At 61.2% G+C, this 15,678-nt stretch carries 6 protein-coding genes; 3 read left to right on the top strand and 3 right to left on the bottom strand.

Annotated features, from left to right (window positions below; translation table 11 throughout):
* Positions 1–269 precede the first annotated feature (269 nt).
* The gene (locus tag ACR9YP_RS37170) at positions 270–503 is read right to left on the bottom strand and encodes a hypothetical protein (protein ID WP_091894168.1); all 234 of its coding nucleotides are present in this window, start codon (positions 501–503) and stop codon (positions 270–272) included.
* A gap of 846 nt (positions 504–1,349) precedes the next feature.
* Between ACR9YP_RS37170 and ACR9YP_RS37165 the strand changes: the two genes are divergently transcribed.
* On the top strand, positions 1,350–1,634 hold the full coding sequence (locus tag ACR9YP_RS37165; protein ID WP_245471518.1) for a hypothetical protein: 285 nt from the start codon (positions 1,350–1,352) through the stop codon (positions 1,632–1,634).
* A 55-nt stretch (positions 1,635–1,689) separates the two neighbouring features.
* On the opposite strand, the gene ACR9YP_RS37160 is transcribed toward ACR9YP_RS37165, so the two are convergent.
* Entirely contained in the window at positions 1,690–2,760 is a 1,071-nt protein-coding gene (locus ACR9YP_RS37160; RefSeq protein ID WP_474218377.1) for a helix-turn-helix transcriptional regulator, read from the bottom strand.
* Positions 2,761–3,801: 1,041 nt separating this feature from the next.
* On the opposite strand from ACR9YP_RS37160, the gene ACR9YP_RS37155 reads away from it, so the two are divergent.
* On the top strand, positions 3,802–14,718 hold the full coding sequence (locus ACR9YP_RS37155; RefSeq protein ID WP_474218376.1) for a VCBS domain-containing protein: 10,917 nt from the start codon (positions 3,802–3,804) through the stop codon (positions 14,716–14,718).
* A 155-nt stretch (positions 14,719–14,873) separates the two neighbouring features.
* Here ACR9YP_RS37155 and ACR9YP_RS37150 read toward each other — a convergent pair whose 3' ends face one another.
* Entirely contained in the window at positions 14,874–15,074 is a 201-nt protein-coding gene (locus ACR9YP_RS37150; protein ID WP_370988179.1) for a hypothetical protein, read from the bottom strand.
* 352 nt (positions 15,075–15,426) lie between these two features.
* Between ACR9YP_RS37150 and ACR9YP_RS37145 the strand changes: the two genes are divergently transcribed.
* Positions 15,427–15,675 carry a hypothetical protein gene (locus ACR9YP_RS37145; RefSeq protein WP_474218375.1) on the top strand — a complete coding sequence of 83 codons (249 nt, stop codon included), beginning with the start codon at positions 15,427–15,429 and terminating at the stop codon, positions 15,673–15,675.
* Positions 15,676–15,678 lie beyond the last annotated feature (3 nt).

Genomic DNA, 15,678 nt, shown 5'->3' with positions numbered 1-15,678 from the left:
AGTCCCGATCAGAGAGGCAACCGCTGCCCAAGCTTGTCCTTCAGCTTTGTGCAAGCAGCAGCAGGCCCAGAGCATCGGCGCGCGCGTCACCGATGCAATGACCAAAAAAATACCGGCTTTTGGCACCGGGCCCGATTCCGGCCATGCTGGCGTAGAGTTGCGGACGGCAGCCGCTTGCGCAGATTCGTGCATTCGTCGTTGCCCGGATCTCTGTGCATCCTCACTTGCGGGGCAGTTGCACAGCGGATCTCGGTTGACCGATGTTAGCTCTATTCTGCGGCGTTGAAGCTGGGCTGGCGATTGCATGCCTGATTGGCAACGTTAGCCTCGATGGCCATCTGAAGCGACGAGGCAGACAGCAGTGCCATAGCCGATCGTTCTTCGGTTAGGCGCCTCTCAATGTACTGCCGTTCAACTTCGGTCAGCGTCGTTTCGAGTAGGCGCACATACCGATCTATGTTCTTCTGATATGTGCGCAAACGGACAATCTTCTCGTCCATCATCTTCCATCCGGGCGGGAATGAGTACGATATTTGAAAATAGCTCTTGAAGAGGTGTTTTTAAATACTTTATATCAATGCGTCGGATTTAAAATGGCAGATAAATCTGTGCGGGTCAAGAAGGGGTGTCTTCGATGAAATCGATCATGCTCACAGTTCTAATTCTATTCGCGATTTCAACCGTGGCGCCGCTCTATTCGCCACCAGCGCTGGCTCAGCAAAACACACCCGACAAAGCCAAGGGCGCTAAGAAGGGATGCAGGCCGGGGGCAAAATACGCTTGCTACTAAGTGAGGTCACTATTGCCTTCGGCTCGCGAGTCCGCAAGCAACAGCGGCGGGCTGAGCGAAAGTCGCCGACGAGGAAATCCTTGTTGGACCGCGCCTGGTGATGAAATGGCAAGCCAGCGTCTTCGGCGCTTCGACGAAGAAGCCGTAGCCTGGATCGAGTAAACCCGGAATTTGGTGCAGGCATCAGCGATGCAAGAATCTCTCTCGATCAAAGAGCAATTTACTGTTGGTGCTCGCATCGAGGTAAGACCATCTGCCGGGCCACGGTTGTCTGGCAGAACTGGGACTTTGATTGGTGCTGGATATCATCCCAAAAGCCTCCGCATCATATTGGACGGTTCAAAAACACCGATCACTCTTCACTTTGCATACGTTGAAATCGTAAGTGAATAATTCTGGACAATGCTACGGCAGCTTGGAGTGACGCGTTCATCAGCAGGCGGCCTATACAGGGCCGACTTGTTGATCGTTCGGGCCAAGGATTGACGCAGAGAGAGCCACGCCGACCACACAACTTTAAATAAGATTGAGGGTGTCATCCGTGGGGAGAGAAGGCCTATTGATCGCCGCACCGATAGCGTCAAAGATCAAAAGTGGGCTAGAGGCAGAGCCGAGGGAACGGCTGATGCCAAGAACTCTTCGAGAGCAACTTGACCAAGTTGAGTGCGATATCAAACTGTACATGGAATTTGATAAGGCAGAAAAAGACCGATTCAATCGCGAGTCTTACTTGTGGACCGCGGAGGATCGCATCGAGTGGCAGGAGATGCAATCCGACAATGCTCAGCGACTCCGAGAACTCTTCGAAGAGCGTGACGCATTGCGTAACCAGCTGGACCTGTAGCGACCTTTGTTTGAGGACGCCGAAGAGTCTTGCAGCGTTGATAGTAACGTCCCGCTCATGCCAGTTGAGAAACGAGAGTGACCAGCTCCGACTGGCGGTGCGCTCCCGTCTTCGAGAAGATCGCTTTCAGGTGATTGCGAGCCGTTTCGCGCGAAATGCCGAGGTGTTCGGAGGCGCTGTCGATCGATGCGCCAGTTGCAAGCAGCGCGGCCAATCGAGATTCGGCTCGTGTGAGGTCGAAGGCTTGGCCGATGAGCGCCGGGTCTGGCGCAGCGCGCGGGACGAGGTTGGATAGGATCAGCACGGCACGCGCTCCGAGGAAGACGGAACGCGCGGCGCCATCCACTGGCAGTATGCGCAAGACAACCGGCGGCTTTGTCGTCCGACGAATGAGGATCGGAGAGGCGGGGATAGCGGCGGCATCAGGGGTAGACCGGATCAAGCTGATCAGCTGATCGAGCTTCGTCATTGCCTGCTTGTCGCGCAGAACGAGACGCCGCTCCCTGATGCGGATCTCATCGTCAAAGCCATAGTCGGCCACCTCGTTCGTGCGCAGGACCATTCCCTCTCGGTTGAGGACTAATGCAGGTTGTCGAACACGGCTGAGGACGTCGGTCATCGACGTCAGTGCGACCCTGCCGACGGCGGTCGCGAGCGTGGCGGTCTCGGTGAGGCGCGGCGCCAATTGCGCGAGCAATTGCTTGTCGCGGGCCTCGAACATGCCCTCGGGTCCGGTTCGCTGGATCGTCAATGCCCATGCTGCGGTGTCGGCCCAGAAGCCTATGCCGGCGAACCAACGGTATCCGAATGGAAATAGCACCTCGTTGTACATGGGATCGGAGCGAATCTGCTCCAGGGTCATCACGTCGAGGTCGGTGACGACCTCGCCCGCCATCATGCGCGGAAACCCCCTGGCGCGGGGATCCCTCAGATGCCAGTTGTTCCTGAAGTAGAATTGGGTCCCTTCGTCGATCGATTCGGTGCGTGGGACGTCCGGGGTCCTGATGTCGCTCTGAAGCAGTAGTGCCGCCGACGCCCCGACCGCCTTGCAGATGTCATCCATGATGTCGCGCCACGCATCCGGATTCACGGCGGCTTCGCCAAGCCGATCGATGACCTTCGACAATTCTTGATCGTCTATCTTATTGGTCCTCAAGAGCGGCCCCCCTCCGCCGTGCCCAAGGCATTCGTTGCAGCCGGCGAGCTTCGTTGCATGCCGGCAGAAGGCCCACAACCGACATTGGGCCCCTCGAACGCGCTTCCCTGGTCCGGGATGCTTCGTGAGGCGGCAGCTCGAAGCAAGCCCTGTTGCCTGCTTTTCCTGAAGAATCGCGGTCGACGAAAGTCTAATGAGATCGCCGCCGTGAGGCGGCGCCAGCAATCTCTCAATGACCCATTCGGGTCATGCGTCGAGACGTGCCAGCGCTATTCCATTGGCGAGGAATAGTCTTTGATCCAGGAATTAAGGCCTTGAGCCAGTTTGTTGCAGGTCTTCGGTTTCCGCTCATGCTCTGTTTCTGTGGGGACGCCTCGGCGCGTCAGAGTGTCGCAGTGCGGTCTGCAGCACGCGACGCGGCCCGGGGGCCGGCGCTATCAACGGTAGCAATTCGTTTTATCAGCAGCTTGAGCGATCTGGTCCGATCGCGAAAGGTGGAGAGCGCGCACATTTCATTTCGGTGCGGATTGCGCCGTGGCCCGGCGACGCGTCGATGCTCTGGCTCGGTGAGATGGCCGGCCGTCGCAAATCGGAAACGCATGATTTCGCAGCTGCAGTGTTCGGTTCGCGTCCTGCTTAAGGTTAGCAGCTGTGCTGTCTTGACGCTGTCGCGCAACAATGGAAACAATTTGCAATTGTCAAAAACCTTTTGACGGTCCGCGATACGACTTCGACGTTCGATGCTGCATCACGATGCCTCGTCGAACGGTACTTCAGTAGAACAATAACAAGACCAGTTCATTTCCAACTCGCGCCGTTGGGCTGACGGCGAACTTGAAAAATCAAAGAGGTTACGAAGGGGCTCACCATGAGGGACCGCACGACGTTACGCGTCGCGTCCATATCGCGTTCCACCATCGACGATTGAAGATTTCTCCATCCGCATAACGCAAGCCGCTTCCGCGCGCTCGCGAGCAATGCCTGTTGCCCTATCGAGGAAGATGAACCGCCATGATCATCAACGGCACCGACGCAAGCAATCAGATCGCCGGCACTAACGCGGCTGACGTCATCAATGCAAAAAACGGCGACGATACCGTCAACGCCGGGGCAGGCAATGATCTCATTCAGGGCGGCAACGGCAATGACAGTATAAACGCCGGTGCGGGCAACGACCTGATCGACGCCGGAAATGGCAACGACACGGTGGATGGCGGCACCGGTAATGACCTCATTTTCGGCGGCAACGGCAACGATACGCTACTCGGTGGGACGGGCAACGATCTGATCGGCGGCGGCAACGGCGACGACGTCATCGACGGCGGCGCGGGTCTTGACATCGTCAGCGGCGAGAATGGCAACGATACCCTCATCTACCGCGTTTCGGAGAATGTGGGTTCTTGCGATATCTATGACGGCGGCAAGGGCCAGGACACGCTCCGCCTCGTCGTCACGCAGGAACTGGCGAACTCGGCTTCGTTCAGGTCCGATCTTGCGGCAATCCAGGCGCTTATCGCGCGCTATGGCAGCGCGGACTACGCGTTCAGGAGCTTCAACCTGGCCATCGTCTCGATCGAGAAGGTCGAGGTCGTCATCGAAGGCGCGACCAATCATGCGCCGGTCGCAGTCGCAGATATCGTCTCCGTCACGGAGGATGCGACGACGGTTGCGAGCGGCAATTTGCTCGCAAACGACACGGACGCCGATGTCGGCGACACCCACATCGTGTCGGCGGTAGCGGGAGGCACCGACAACGGCACCACGATCACCGTCGTCAGCGCCTATGGAACGCTGGTCGTCACCAAGGCGACCGGCGCCTACACCTATACGCTCAACAATTCCAGTGCGTCCGTGCAGGCGCTCGCCGAAGGCCAGCAGGTAACGGATCAGTTCACCTACACGAATGCCGATAACCACGGAGGAACGGGCTCGTCGACGCTCACGGTGACCGTCACCGGCAGCAACGACGCGGCCACGATCACCGTGTCAGGGAGCCAGGATATTTCGGTGATCGAGGCCGGCGGCGTTGCCGACGCAGTGTCCAGCGATCCCAACGCGTCGGGCCAACTAGCGGTGCACGACCTCGACAGCGGCCAAGACCATTTCGCCGCCCCGGCCTCCCTGGCCGGCACCTACGGCAACTTCACCTTCAATCCAGCGACCGGTGCCTGGACCTATACGCTCGATCCTGCGAAATCGGATTCGCTCGTCGCAGGGCAGCACGTCACCGACACCCTGACGGTCGCCTCGGCCGACGGCAGCGCCACCTCTGATATCGTGGTGAACATCACGGGCGCCAACGACGTAGCCGCGATAGGCGATCCTGCAGAGCACGACGTCACCGAGGACAGCCAGCTGACGGCATCGGGGCAGCTGTCCATCAGCGATCCCGACCAGAACCAGGCCGCATTCCAGGCCGGCGTGATTACGGCATCGGGTAATCTCGGTGCGGTGACACTGTCTGCCGACGGTCACTACACCTATTCGGTCGACAACGCAGCGATCCAATATCTCGGTGCCAGCGATACCAAGACGGAGACCTTCACCGTCACGTCGGCCGACGGCACGACCAAGGACATCAGCTTCGATATTCACGGCGCGCAGGACGCGCCGAGCTTGAGCGTTCAGGACGCATCTGGCGCCGCCGACGGAGAGATCACGCTCAACGTCGCGGCCAGCAAAGTCGACCAAGGCAGCACCCTGTCGGTCAAGATCGAAGGTGTGCCGACGACGTTTGACGTTGAGAACGGCGTGGCAATCGGGGACGGCACCTGGCTCGTGACTGGCGATTCAATCTCCGAGATCGTCTTGATCCCGCACAATGCCGTCGGCAGCACGACCCCGTTCACGCTGAAGGTCACGGCCACCTCCGACGACGGCGTGCATCAGGCGTCGAACTCGGCCGAGCTCACGCTGACCGTGACGCCCGGCGCCAACGAAATCAACGCGTTGGATATCGACGGCTACATCGGCGGAGCCACGGTCTTTGCAGACGCCAACAACAACGGAATTCTCGATGCGGGCGAGGCGTTCACGACGACCCGAGCCGACGGCAGCTTCACGCTGTCCGGCGGATCCGGTCCACTCGTGAGCATCGGCGGTGTCGACATCTCGACGGGACTGCAGGTCGCTGGGGTGCTGAGGGCGCCGGAGGGATCGACCGTCATCACTCCGCTGACGACGTTGGTCGCTGCCTTGATCGACAGCACGTCGCTGACGGCGGACCAGGCCATGAGCGCCGTGGCCGCCGCCTTCGACCTTGACCTCACCGGTATCGACTTGAGGTCGTACGATCCGGTGCCTGACGCGGTGAATAGCGATCCAACGGCGACCGCGGTGCTTGCGGCGGCCATCCAGGTCCAGAGCACGGTGGCGCAGGTCTCGGCCGTCGGCGTTGCGCCGGATACGGTCATAGCCGCAATTGCGGATGCGGTTGCGACCGCTCAGGCCGATCCGGACAATCCACTGCCCTTCGATCTCAGCTCGCAGGAAACGGTGCAGAGCGTGGTGGTGTCCTCCGGCGTCGATGCGGCGGCTGCCGCGACGGTTATCGAGGTCGTTGCTGCCGCGAACGACAGCATTCAGTCGGCGACGAACGTCACTGAACTGGCGCAGGCCGGCCAGGTCGCTCAAGGCGCGGCCGCCGACCAATTGGCCGCGACGAACTTTTCCGACCCGGAGGCGGTGACTGAGCTCACCACTCTCTACGTCGACAACCTTGACCAGCAGGTCGAGAATGCCGTGCTCACGCCCGTCGGCAGCGCCCAGTTCGGCTCGCTCGGCGATGACGTGCTCTCGGGTGGGAGCGGCAGCGATCTCATCGACGGTCAGGACGGCAACGATCGCATCAGCGGCGGCGCCGGGAACGACATTCTCTTTGGTGGCGCGGGCAAGGATTATCTCACGGGCGGTGCCGGTGACGATGTTCTCGACGGCGGCCCAGGATTCGACCGCGCCGTCTATACCGACGCGACCGGCGGAGTCACGATCAATCTCGCGGCGGGAACAGCGTCCGGCGCAGGAGTGGATACGGACACGCTCGTCAATATCGAAGCCGCCATCGGCAGCGAATTCGCCGACACATTCAACGGCGCCGGATTCACCGGCGACGCGCGTGTTCCGGGCAGCCCCGTCGGCTACAACGAGTTCGAGGGCAAGGGCGGCGACGACACCATCATCAGCAATACCAACAGCCAGGGGGCGGAGCTCACGCGCGTTTCCTATGTGAGCGCGACCGGGGCGGTGACCGTGGATCTCGCGGCCGGCTATGCGCAGGGTGATGCGTCGGTGGGCCACGATACGCTGGTCGGTTCCGGCTTCAACGGCGTCTGGGGCTCGGCCCATGACGACACGATTCTCGGCAGCAACAATCCGATGTTCACCGCGGAGGTGTACGCGGGCTTTGCCGGCAACGACTATATCGACGGCCGCGGCGGCTACGACCGCGTCGATTATAACGTCGATCCGACCACGGCGACGGGAATCACGGTTAATCTGGCAGCCGGCATCGTGACCGGCGACGCCACCGTCGGAACGGACACGCTGCGCGCGATCGAGGCAATCCGCGGCACCAACTTCGCGGATACCTACAATGCCTCCGGTTTCGGCTCCAACAGCGTCAATGCCGGCTCGAATGGGACGTTCAACGAGTTCACCGGCAATGGTGGCGACGACACCATCACCGGCAATGGCTTTACGCGGCTCGGTTTCAACAATGCGACGGCGGGCGTCCAGATCGACTTCGTGACCGGCATCGCCACCGGTGATTCATCCGTCGGCACCGATCATTTCACGGGCGTCAACGCCGTCCAAGCATCGATGTTCGATGATTCCCTTTACGGCGGCGCGACCAACGATACCTTCACCGGCCTTGCCGGCAACGATCATATCGACGGCCGCGGTGGCTTCGACGTGTCGTCCTACAACAACATCTTTTTCACCACGGGGAGCATCACCGTCAATATGGCGGCCGGCATCGTCACCGGCGATGTCTCGAACGGCACGGATACGCTTCGTTCGATCGAAGGCATTCAGGGCACAAACTTCAACGATACCTATGACGCGACCGGTTACGGCGTGACCGGGGACAACATCGGCAACAACGGGACCTTCAACCAGTTCGAAGGGCTGCGCGGTGACGACGTCATCACCGGCAACGGCAACACTCGCCTCATTTTCGCCAACGCCACCGGCGGCGTGACCATCAATCTCGTGGGCGGCACCGCTACCGGTGACGGTTCAATCGGTCACGACACCTTCACCGGTGTCAACAGTGCCCTCGGCAGCAACTTTGCCGACATTTTCGACGCGACCGGATTCTCTGGCCCGAGCGGGACCTCGTTCCAGGGGCAGGGGGGCGACGACCAGATCATCGGCAACGGCACGACCCAGATCCAGTACAACAACGCCACCGGCGGTGTGACCATCAATCTCGCGGCCGGTTCTGCCAGCGGCGACACGTCAGTCGGCCACGACAGTTTCAGCGGCGTGAACAGCGCCATCGGCAGCAATTTCAATGACGTCTATGACGCAACGGGCTTCATCGGCGTCAACGCGAATTTCAATTCATTCCAGGGCAACGCCGGAAACGACAGCATTACCGGCAACGGCAACACCCTGATTCAGTATGGCAGCGCGACCAGCGGCGTGACCATCAATCTCACCGCGGGTACGGCTGACGGTGACGGCTCGGTCGGCCATGACACCATCACCGGGGGCGTCTTCAACGTCTTCGGATCGAATTTCAACGATACGATCGTCGGTAGCGCCAGCAATGACGGCCTCTCCGGCAGCGGCGGCAATGACACGCTGGATGGCCGAGCCGGCAACGATTTCCTTAGCGGCGGAGCCGGTGCAGACACCTTTGTCTATGCGAGCGGCGGTGGTTTCGACTTCATCCAGGATTTCGTCCATGGCCAGGACAAGATCGATCTGACCGGAGTCTACGGCATCTATAGCCTCTCCGATCTGCAATCGCACGCGGAGCAGAGCGGCCCGAACACGATCATCACGTTCAGTTCCGGTGACGGGCTCACGCTTCAGAACGTCACTCTGAGCAGCCTGACGGCGAGCGATTTCCTGTTCGGAACGCCGGCCGCGCCGATCGTCGGCGACGACGACGCCAACAGCCTCGTCGGAACGGCAAATGCCGAATCCATCAGCGGCCTCGGCGGCAACGATCGCCTTCAGGGCCTGGGTGGCAGCGACCTCCTGGATGGCGGAGCGGGCTTCGACCGCGCCGTCTATACCGACGCGACCGGCGGTATCACGGTCAATCTGGCAGCAGGCGTCGCCTCAGGATCGGGCGTCGGAACCGACACGCTCGTTGGTATCGAGGGGGCGGTCGGCAGCAATTTTGCGGATACGTTCAACGCGGCTGGATTTACCGACTCGACCGGCCTGCCCGGCGTGGCAGCCGGTCAAAGTGAGTTCGAAGGACGTGGCGGCGACGACAGCGTCATTGGCGATCTGAACGCCCTGGGGCAGGCGGTGACGCGATTGTCCTATCTGAGCGCGACCGGTGCCGTCACGGTCGACATCGGCGCAGGCACCGCCGACGGCGACGCCTCCGTCGGTCACGACACCTTCTCCAATGTCTCGACCATCTGGGCCTCGGCCTACAACGACACCATCTACGGCAGCGACAATGCCGCCTTCACCTACGAGACCTATGAGGGTCGCGGCGGCGACGACTATATCGATGGCCGCGGCGGCTACGACCAGGTCACCTACAATTCGGATACGACGACGACGTCAGGCATCTACGTTCACCTTGCCGCAGGCGTTGTGAACGGCGATGCGACCGTCGGCACCGACACGTTGCGCAACGTCGAGGCCGCCCGCGGCACCAACTTTGACGACACCTTCGATGCGGCCGGCTTCGGTCAGGCCGGGGCGACCAATGTCGGCTCCTCGGGGGCCTTCAATGACTTCGCCGGCGCCGGCGGCAACGACACCATCATCGGCAACGGCTTCACCCGCCTGAACTACCAGATCGCCGCCTCGAGCGTCAGCGTCGACCTCGAGACCAGCGCCGTCGGGACGACGAATGCAGTCACCGTCGCCGGCAGTGCCACGGGTGCGACCGAGGGAACCGACACCTTCACCGGCGTCAACGCCGTGCAGGGCTCGACCTTCTCGGACACGCTGCTCGGGAGCAGCTTCAACAACAACTTCACCGGCCTTGGCGGCGACGATTACATCGACGGTCGCGGCGGGTTCGACGTTGCCATCTACAACAGCCTCAGCACGGTCACGGGCGGTGTGACCGTCGACATGGCGGCGGGCACGGCGACCGGCGATGCGTCGATCGGCAGCGATACGCTGCGTTCGATCGAGGGCATTCAGGGCACCGGCTACGCCGACAGCTACGACGCAACGGGCTACGGCCAGAACGGTGCTTCCAACGTCGGCAACAACGGCAGCTACAACCAGTTCGAGGGCCTGGGCGGCGATGACGTCATCACCGGCAACGGCAACACCCGCATCATCTATGCCAATGCGACCGACGGGGTGACTGTCAACCTTCAGGCCGGAACCGCCAGCGGCGACGCCTCAGTCGGGCACGACAGCTTTACGGGTGTCAACAGCGCAACCGGCAGCAATCTTGCCGACAGCTTCGACGCGACGGGATTCGTCGGGTTCAATGCGTTCCAGGGCCAGGGCGGCGACGATACCATCATCGGCAATGGCAACACGCAGATCCTGTTCGGGAATGCGACGTCCGGCGTGACCATCAACCTCACGGCAGGCACGGCCAGTGGCGATGCCTCGACCGGCCATGACAGCTTCACAGGCGTCAACAGTGCGGTCGGCGGTAGCGGCAACGACACGTTCGACGCGGCCGGCTTCGTCGGGGCCAACTTCTTCCAGGGCGGCTCCGGCAACGATACCATCACCGGCAACGGCTCCACCCAGATCCAGTACGGCAGCGCCACGTCGGGTGTGACCGTCAATCTCGCTGGCGGTACCGCGGACGGCGACGGCTCGGTGGGTCACGATACCATCACAGGAGGGGTGACCAACGTCGCGGGCTCGAACTTCAACGACACGATCACCGGCTCGGCCAGTGGCGACCAGTTGTTCGGTAACAACGGCAACGACCTGATCAACGGCGGTGCAGGCAACGATTTCCTCGGTGGCGGTCTCGGCGCCGATACCTTCGTCTACGCCACCGGTGGTGGCGCGGACACCATCGGCGACTTCTTGCAGGCGCAGACCGACAAGATCGACCTCACGGGCATCGCGGGCGTCTCCAGCTTTGCGCAGGTTCAGGCGCTTGCCACTCAGGTTGGGCTGAACACGGTCATCGACTTCGGCAATGGCGACAGCCTGACGCTCTCGAACGTGACGCTCTCGAACCTCACGGCGGCCGATTTCATCCTGGGGCAAGGCGTCAACCTCACTGGCGACGGCAACGCGAACACGCTGACCGGCACGGCCTATGCCGACAGCCTGAGTGGCCTCGGCGGCAACGACCGCCTGAAAGGCCTCGATGGCAATGATTTGCTCGACGGCGGCCTCGGCTTCGACCGCGCCGACTATACCGATGCAACGGGCGGCATTACCGCAAGTCTCGCCGCAGGCTCGGTGACAGGTCCGGGTGTCGGAACTGACACGCTCGTGAACGTCGAGGGCATCGTCGGCAGCAGCTTTGCTGACACGTTCAACGCGACCGGCTTTGCGGGCAACACCGGCATTGCCGGCACGAATCTCGGCTTCAACGAATTCGAGGGCCGCGGCGGCGATGACAACATCACGGGAGCCACCAACAGCCTGGGTGCGCTGCTGACGCGCATCTCTTACGCCAACGCGACGGGTAGCGTGACAGTGGATCTGGCCGCGCATTCGGCGACGGGAGATAGCTCGGTCGGGACCGATACCCTGGTGGGCTCGGGCTTTGCCGGCATCGTCGGCTCCGGATTTGCCGACCAGTTGCTGGGCAGCACCAACGGACCGGGGACCGTGGAGACCTTCGAAGGTCGCGCCGGCAACGACTCCATCGATGGCCGGGCCGGTTTCGACCGGGCGGACTACGCACTCGATCCGGCAGCCGTGGGCGGGATCAACGTTCAGCTCGCTGCGGGAACCGTGACGGGCGACGCCGCGACGGTCGGCACCGACACGCTTCGATCGATCGAATCCGTGCGCGGCTCGAACGACGCGGACGTCTTCAACGCCACCGGCTTCGGTGCAGGCAGCACGAATGCCGGCTCCAACGGGACCTTCAACGAATTCATCGGCATGGGAGGCAACGACAGCATTACCGGTAACGGCAACACGCGTATCGCGTTCACCAATGCGACCGGTCTCGTGACGGTCGACCTGCTGGCGGGCACGGCGAGTGGTGACGCATCCACCGGCAGCGATACCTTCAGCGGGGTCAATGCCGTGATGGCCTCGATGTTCAACGATGTCCTTTATGGAAGCAATAACACCGCAGCTACCGAGACGTTCACGGGCCTTGCCGGTGACGACTCCATCGATGGTCGCGGCGGCTTCGACATTATCAGTTACAACAATATCTACTTCTCCACCGGCCCGGTAACTATCGACTTCACGGTCGGCACTGCGAGCGGCGATAGCTCGATCGGCAATGACACGTTCCGCGGTATCGAGGGCGCGCAGGGCACCACTTTGAACGACGTCTTCACGGCGACGAATTTTGGTGCGATTGGCTTCCAGAATGCCGCCGTCAACAACGTCGGCAACAACGGCAATTTCAACCAGTTCGAAGGCTTGGCCGGCAACGACACCATCACCGGAAACGGCAACACCCGCATCATTTACGCCAGCGCGACCGATGCCGTGACGATCAACCTGCAGGCGGGAACTGCAACCGGCGGCAGCTCGATCGGCGCCGACACCTACACGGGTGTCAACAGTGTGACCGGCAGCAATCAGGCCGACACTTACAATGCGGCGACATTCGTCGGATTGTTCGGTACCTTCAATTTATTCGAAGGCCTCCTCGGCAATGATACCGTCACCGGCAACGGCAATACGCGCGTCTCATACTCCCAGGCAAGCGGAGGCGTTTCCGTCGATCTCTCGACGGGAGTGGTGAGCGGGGCCGCAGGCGCCGACGTCATCACGGGTGGCGTCAACAGCGTTCAGGGTTCCAATCTGGCCGACACGTTGGTCGGCAGCTCAAATGACGAGTACTTCTTCGGCGGTGGCGGCGCCGACACGATCAGTGCCGGCGGCGGCAATGACGGCATCACCGGCCAGGGCGGCAACGACACGATCGACGGCGGCGCCGGCACCGACATGGTGATCTTCAGCGGGACGCAATCGCAATACACCGTCACGACGCCTGGACCGATTGTGGTTCAAGACAATACGGCGGGCCGTGACGGCACCGACAGCCTGACCAATGTCGAAGTTCTGCAGTTCAGCGACGGCATCGTGCTGCTGTCGTCGGGTGCTTCGGGCAGTCCGATTGATCTCTCGACGCAACAGCAGATCTCCGGCAGTGCGCCCGTCATCGGAACGGCCGGTGACGATTATCTTCGTATCGGGAGCAACATCTTCGGCCATCAGATCAATCTGGGGGGCGGGGTCGCGGACACTGTCTTGCTCAACGGCAGCGTCTTCGGCAACGGTTACACGCTCAATCTTGCCGGCGTCGAGAATTTGGTCGGCAGCAATGGCGACGAATTCGTCAACCTGACGAACAACGCTGACGGATTGGTTGTAAACCTCGGTGGCGGCAATGACCATCTCAGCCTCGTGGGTGGTACCAACACGCTGAGCCTCGTGGATGTCGAGGGGATCGCCGGATCCGATTTCGGTGCGACGCCTGGCGTCAATGACGTGCTCAACTTGTCGACGACAGTCACTGGCCTGGAGATCAGCCTCGGCAACGGCGACAACACGATGAATCTCGCCGCCGGCGCGAACTCGTTCGTGAATATCTTCGATGTCAATCACGTCAACGGAACCGCGGGTGATGACACTCTCAGCGTGACCGGTGCGATCTCTGCTGCGAACGGGGTCGCAATTGACCTCGGCAATGGCGAGGACACCATCGTCCTTAACGGAAACTTCGCTGCATTTGCCGCGGTCGGTGTCGAGCACATCAACGGCAATGCAGGCGATAATTCCTTGAGCTTGACGGATAATGTCGACGGCATTGCCATCGACATGGGCGGTGGCAGCGATCTGGTTTCTCTCGCCAACGGCGTCAATTCGCTCAGCATCGTTGGCGTCGAAAACCTCAACGGCAGTGATTTTACCGGCAATCTCAACCCATCGGACGACACGGTCACACTCCTGAACACCGTGTCCGGCGTCACGGTCAATCTCGGCGAGGGTACAGCCAACGTGCTGAATCTCGCCGCAGGCAGCAATTCGTTCGACAATCTCTGGAACGTGAATCTGCTCAACGGGAGCTCGTCGAACGATACCCTGACGTTGAACGGCAGTCCGGCGAACGTGATCGATCTCGGCGACGGCAACGACAGCTTGACCTTCAACGCGAACGTCTACGACATCACGGTAAGCAACGTCGAAAACATCAATGCTGGCGCGAATTTCGACAGGATCACGATCGGCAATACGTCAGGCAACACGACGATCACTGCCGGCGCGGGCGCGGATGAGATCTTCGCCAGTGCGGGCCACGACAGTTTCCGTTTCGCCAGCATCGCAGATTCCGCCGCCGGTGCTGCCGACACCATTCACAATTTCGATGCGGGCAACGATAGCTTTACCTTCTCAGGCATCAGCATCGCCGGCGGTCACATCGAGTATGTGGACAGTGCGGCGCTCCTCGGCGCCAACCAGGCTTCGGCCCATTTGCAGAGTTTTGGGCCTGGCAACGACTACCTCCAGATCGATATCGACGGCGACGGCGCCAGTGATATGGACGTTAGCCTGCAAAACGCCACTGGCACGCTGCACAATGGCAACTTCCTCATCACCTAGGCTTTGGAGGCGTCGGCGTCGGGGCCCTCTGGCCCACCGCGGCCGCCGGATATATGCGGCGCGCCTCAAAACAAAGACCGCCGCCATCCGGTTGCCCGGTGTGGCGGCGGTCGTTAGTCCGAGCCTGGCTCGGCCTCAGCCAAGCGCTCTCGAATTTACCAGGCGTACCAGTATCCCCACCAGCGCTGGGACACGGGCCGTGCCTGCGCCTTCATGGCCGCGACTTCCTCGACCGGGCGAAGCTGGGGACCATAGATCGCGGGCGGGTAGACATCATCCCACAGCACAACTCCGCCTTGGACGGAAGCCGCCCGATGATGCGCCGGACCAAGCGCGAGCTCGGCGGCTGGCGCCACGGATGCCGTCAAGGTGAGGCCAAGGGCAGACAGGGCAATGCATGGAATAAGCACGCGGAAGTTCATTGGATTGAATCCCTTCTAAATGCGATGCGAAATAATGCGACGGCTCCCGGACGGTTGCAAGGGCATCGGTCGACCGATCAGCCCGAAATTTCCCATTGCGGGAGGCGAGGTCAGCTCGAAGCGCTCCTGTTCGACGATAAAGGCCCGGCCCGCAAGGTCGCAAAGGCTTCTCTATATAGAGAGAGTGATCGTTATATAGAGAGAGTGATCGTTGCCGACCGAGATGAGAGGTGGGAAAGGACGATCTGACACGGCACCGCATTGCATGCACACAAGAAGTCGAGGCGTGAACAATCTTTCGGCGCCGGGAGCCATCGAGAATCATGATGTCGACACACTGCTCGGTCTTGATGTGTCCCCGGACTATCCGGGACAACTCTCCATGGCTTCTGCATTTGTCTCCGCTTCCATTTTTGGCGCTGGCCTCATCGTGGGATATGCGCTGCGTGCTTGGCGCGTCCAGCGAAGGGCTGCAAGTTCCGGTGAGACCTCGACTCCCACCTCAACATTCGGCCATGCCCGACGAGCCTTTTAGGCA

The sequence above is a fragment of the Bradyrhizobium sp. BR14999 genome (assembly GCF_056106085.1).
The sequence above is the reverse complement of the archived record's forward strand: the minus strand, read 5'-3'. Positions and strand labels throughout refer to the sequence as shown.

What these genes read in the sequence shown, in the direction of transcription:
- ACR9YP_RS37170 (WP_091894168.1), bottom strand. Translation starts at nt 503, where the DNA reads ATGATGGACGAGAAGATTGTCCGTTTGCGCACATATCAGAAGAACATA.
- ACR9YP_RS37155 (WP_474218376.1), top strand. Translation starts at nt 3,802, where the DNA reads ATGATCATCAACGGCACCGACGCAAGCAATCAGATCGCCGGCACTAAC.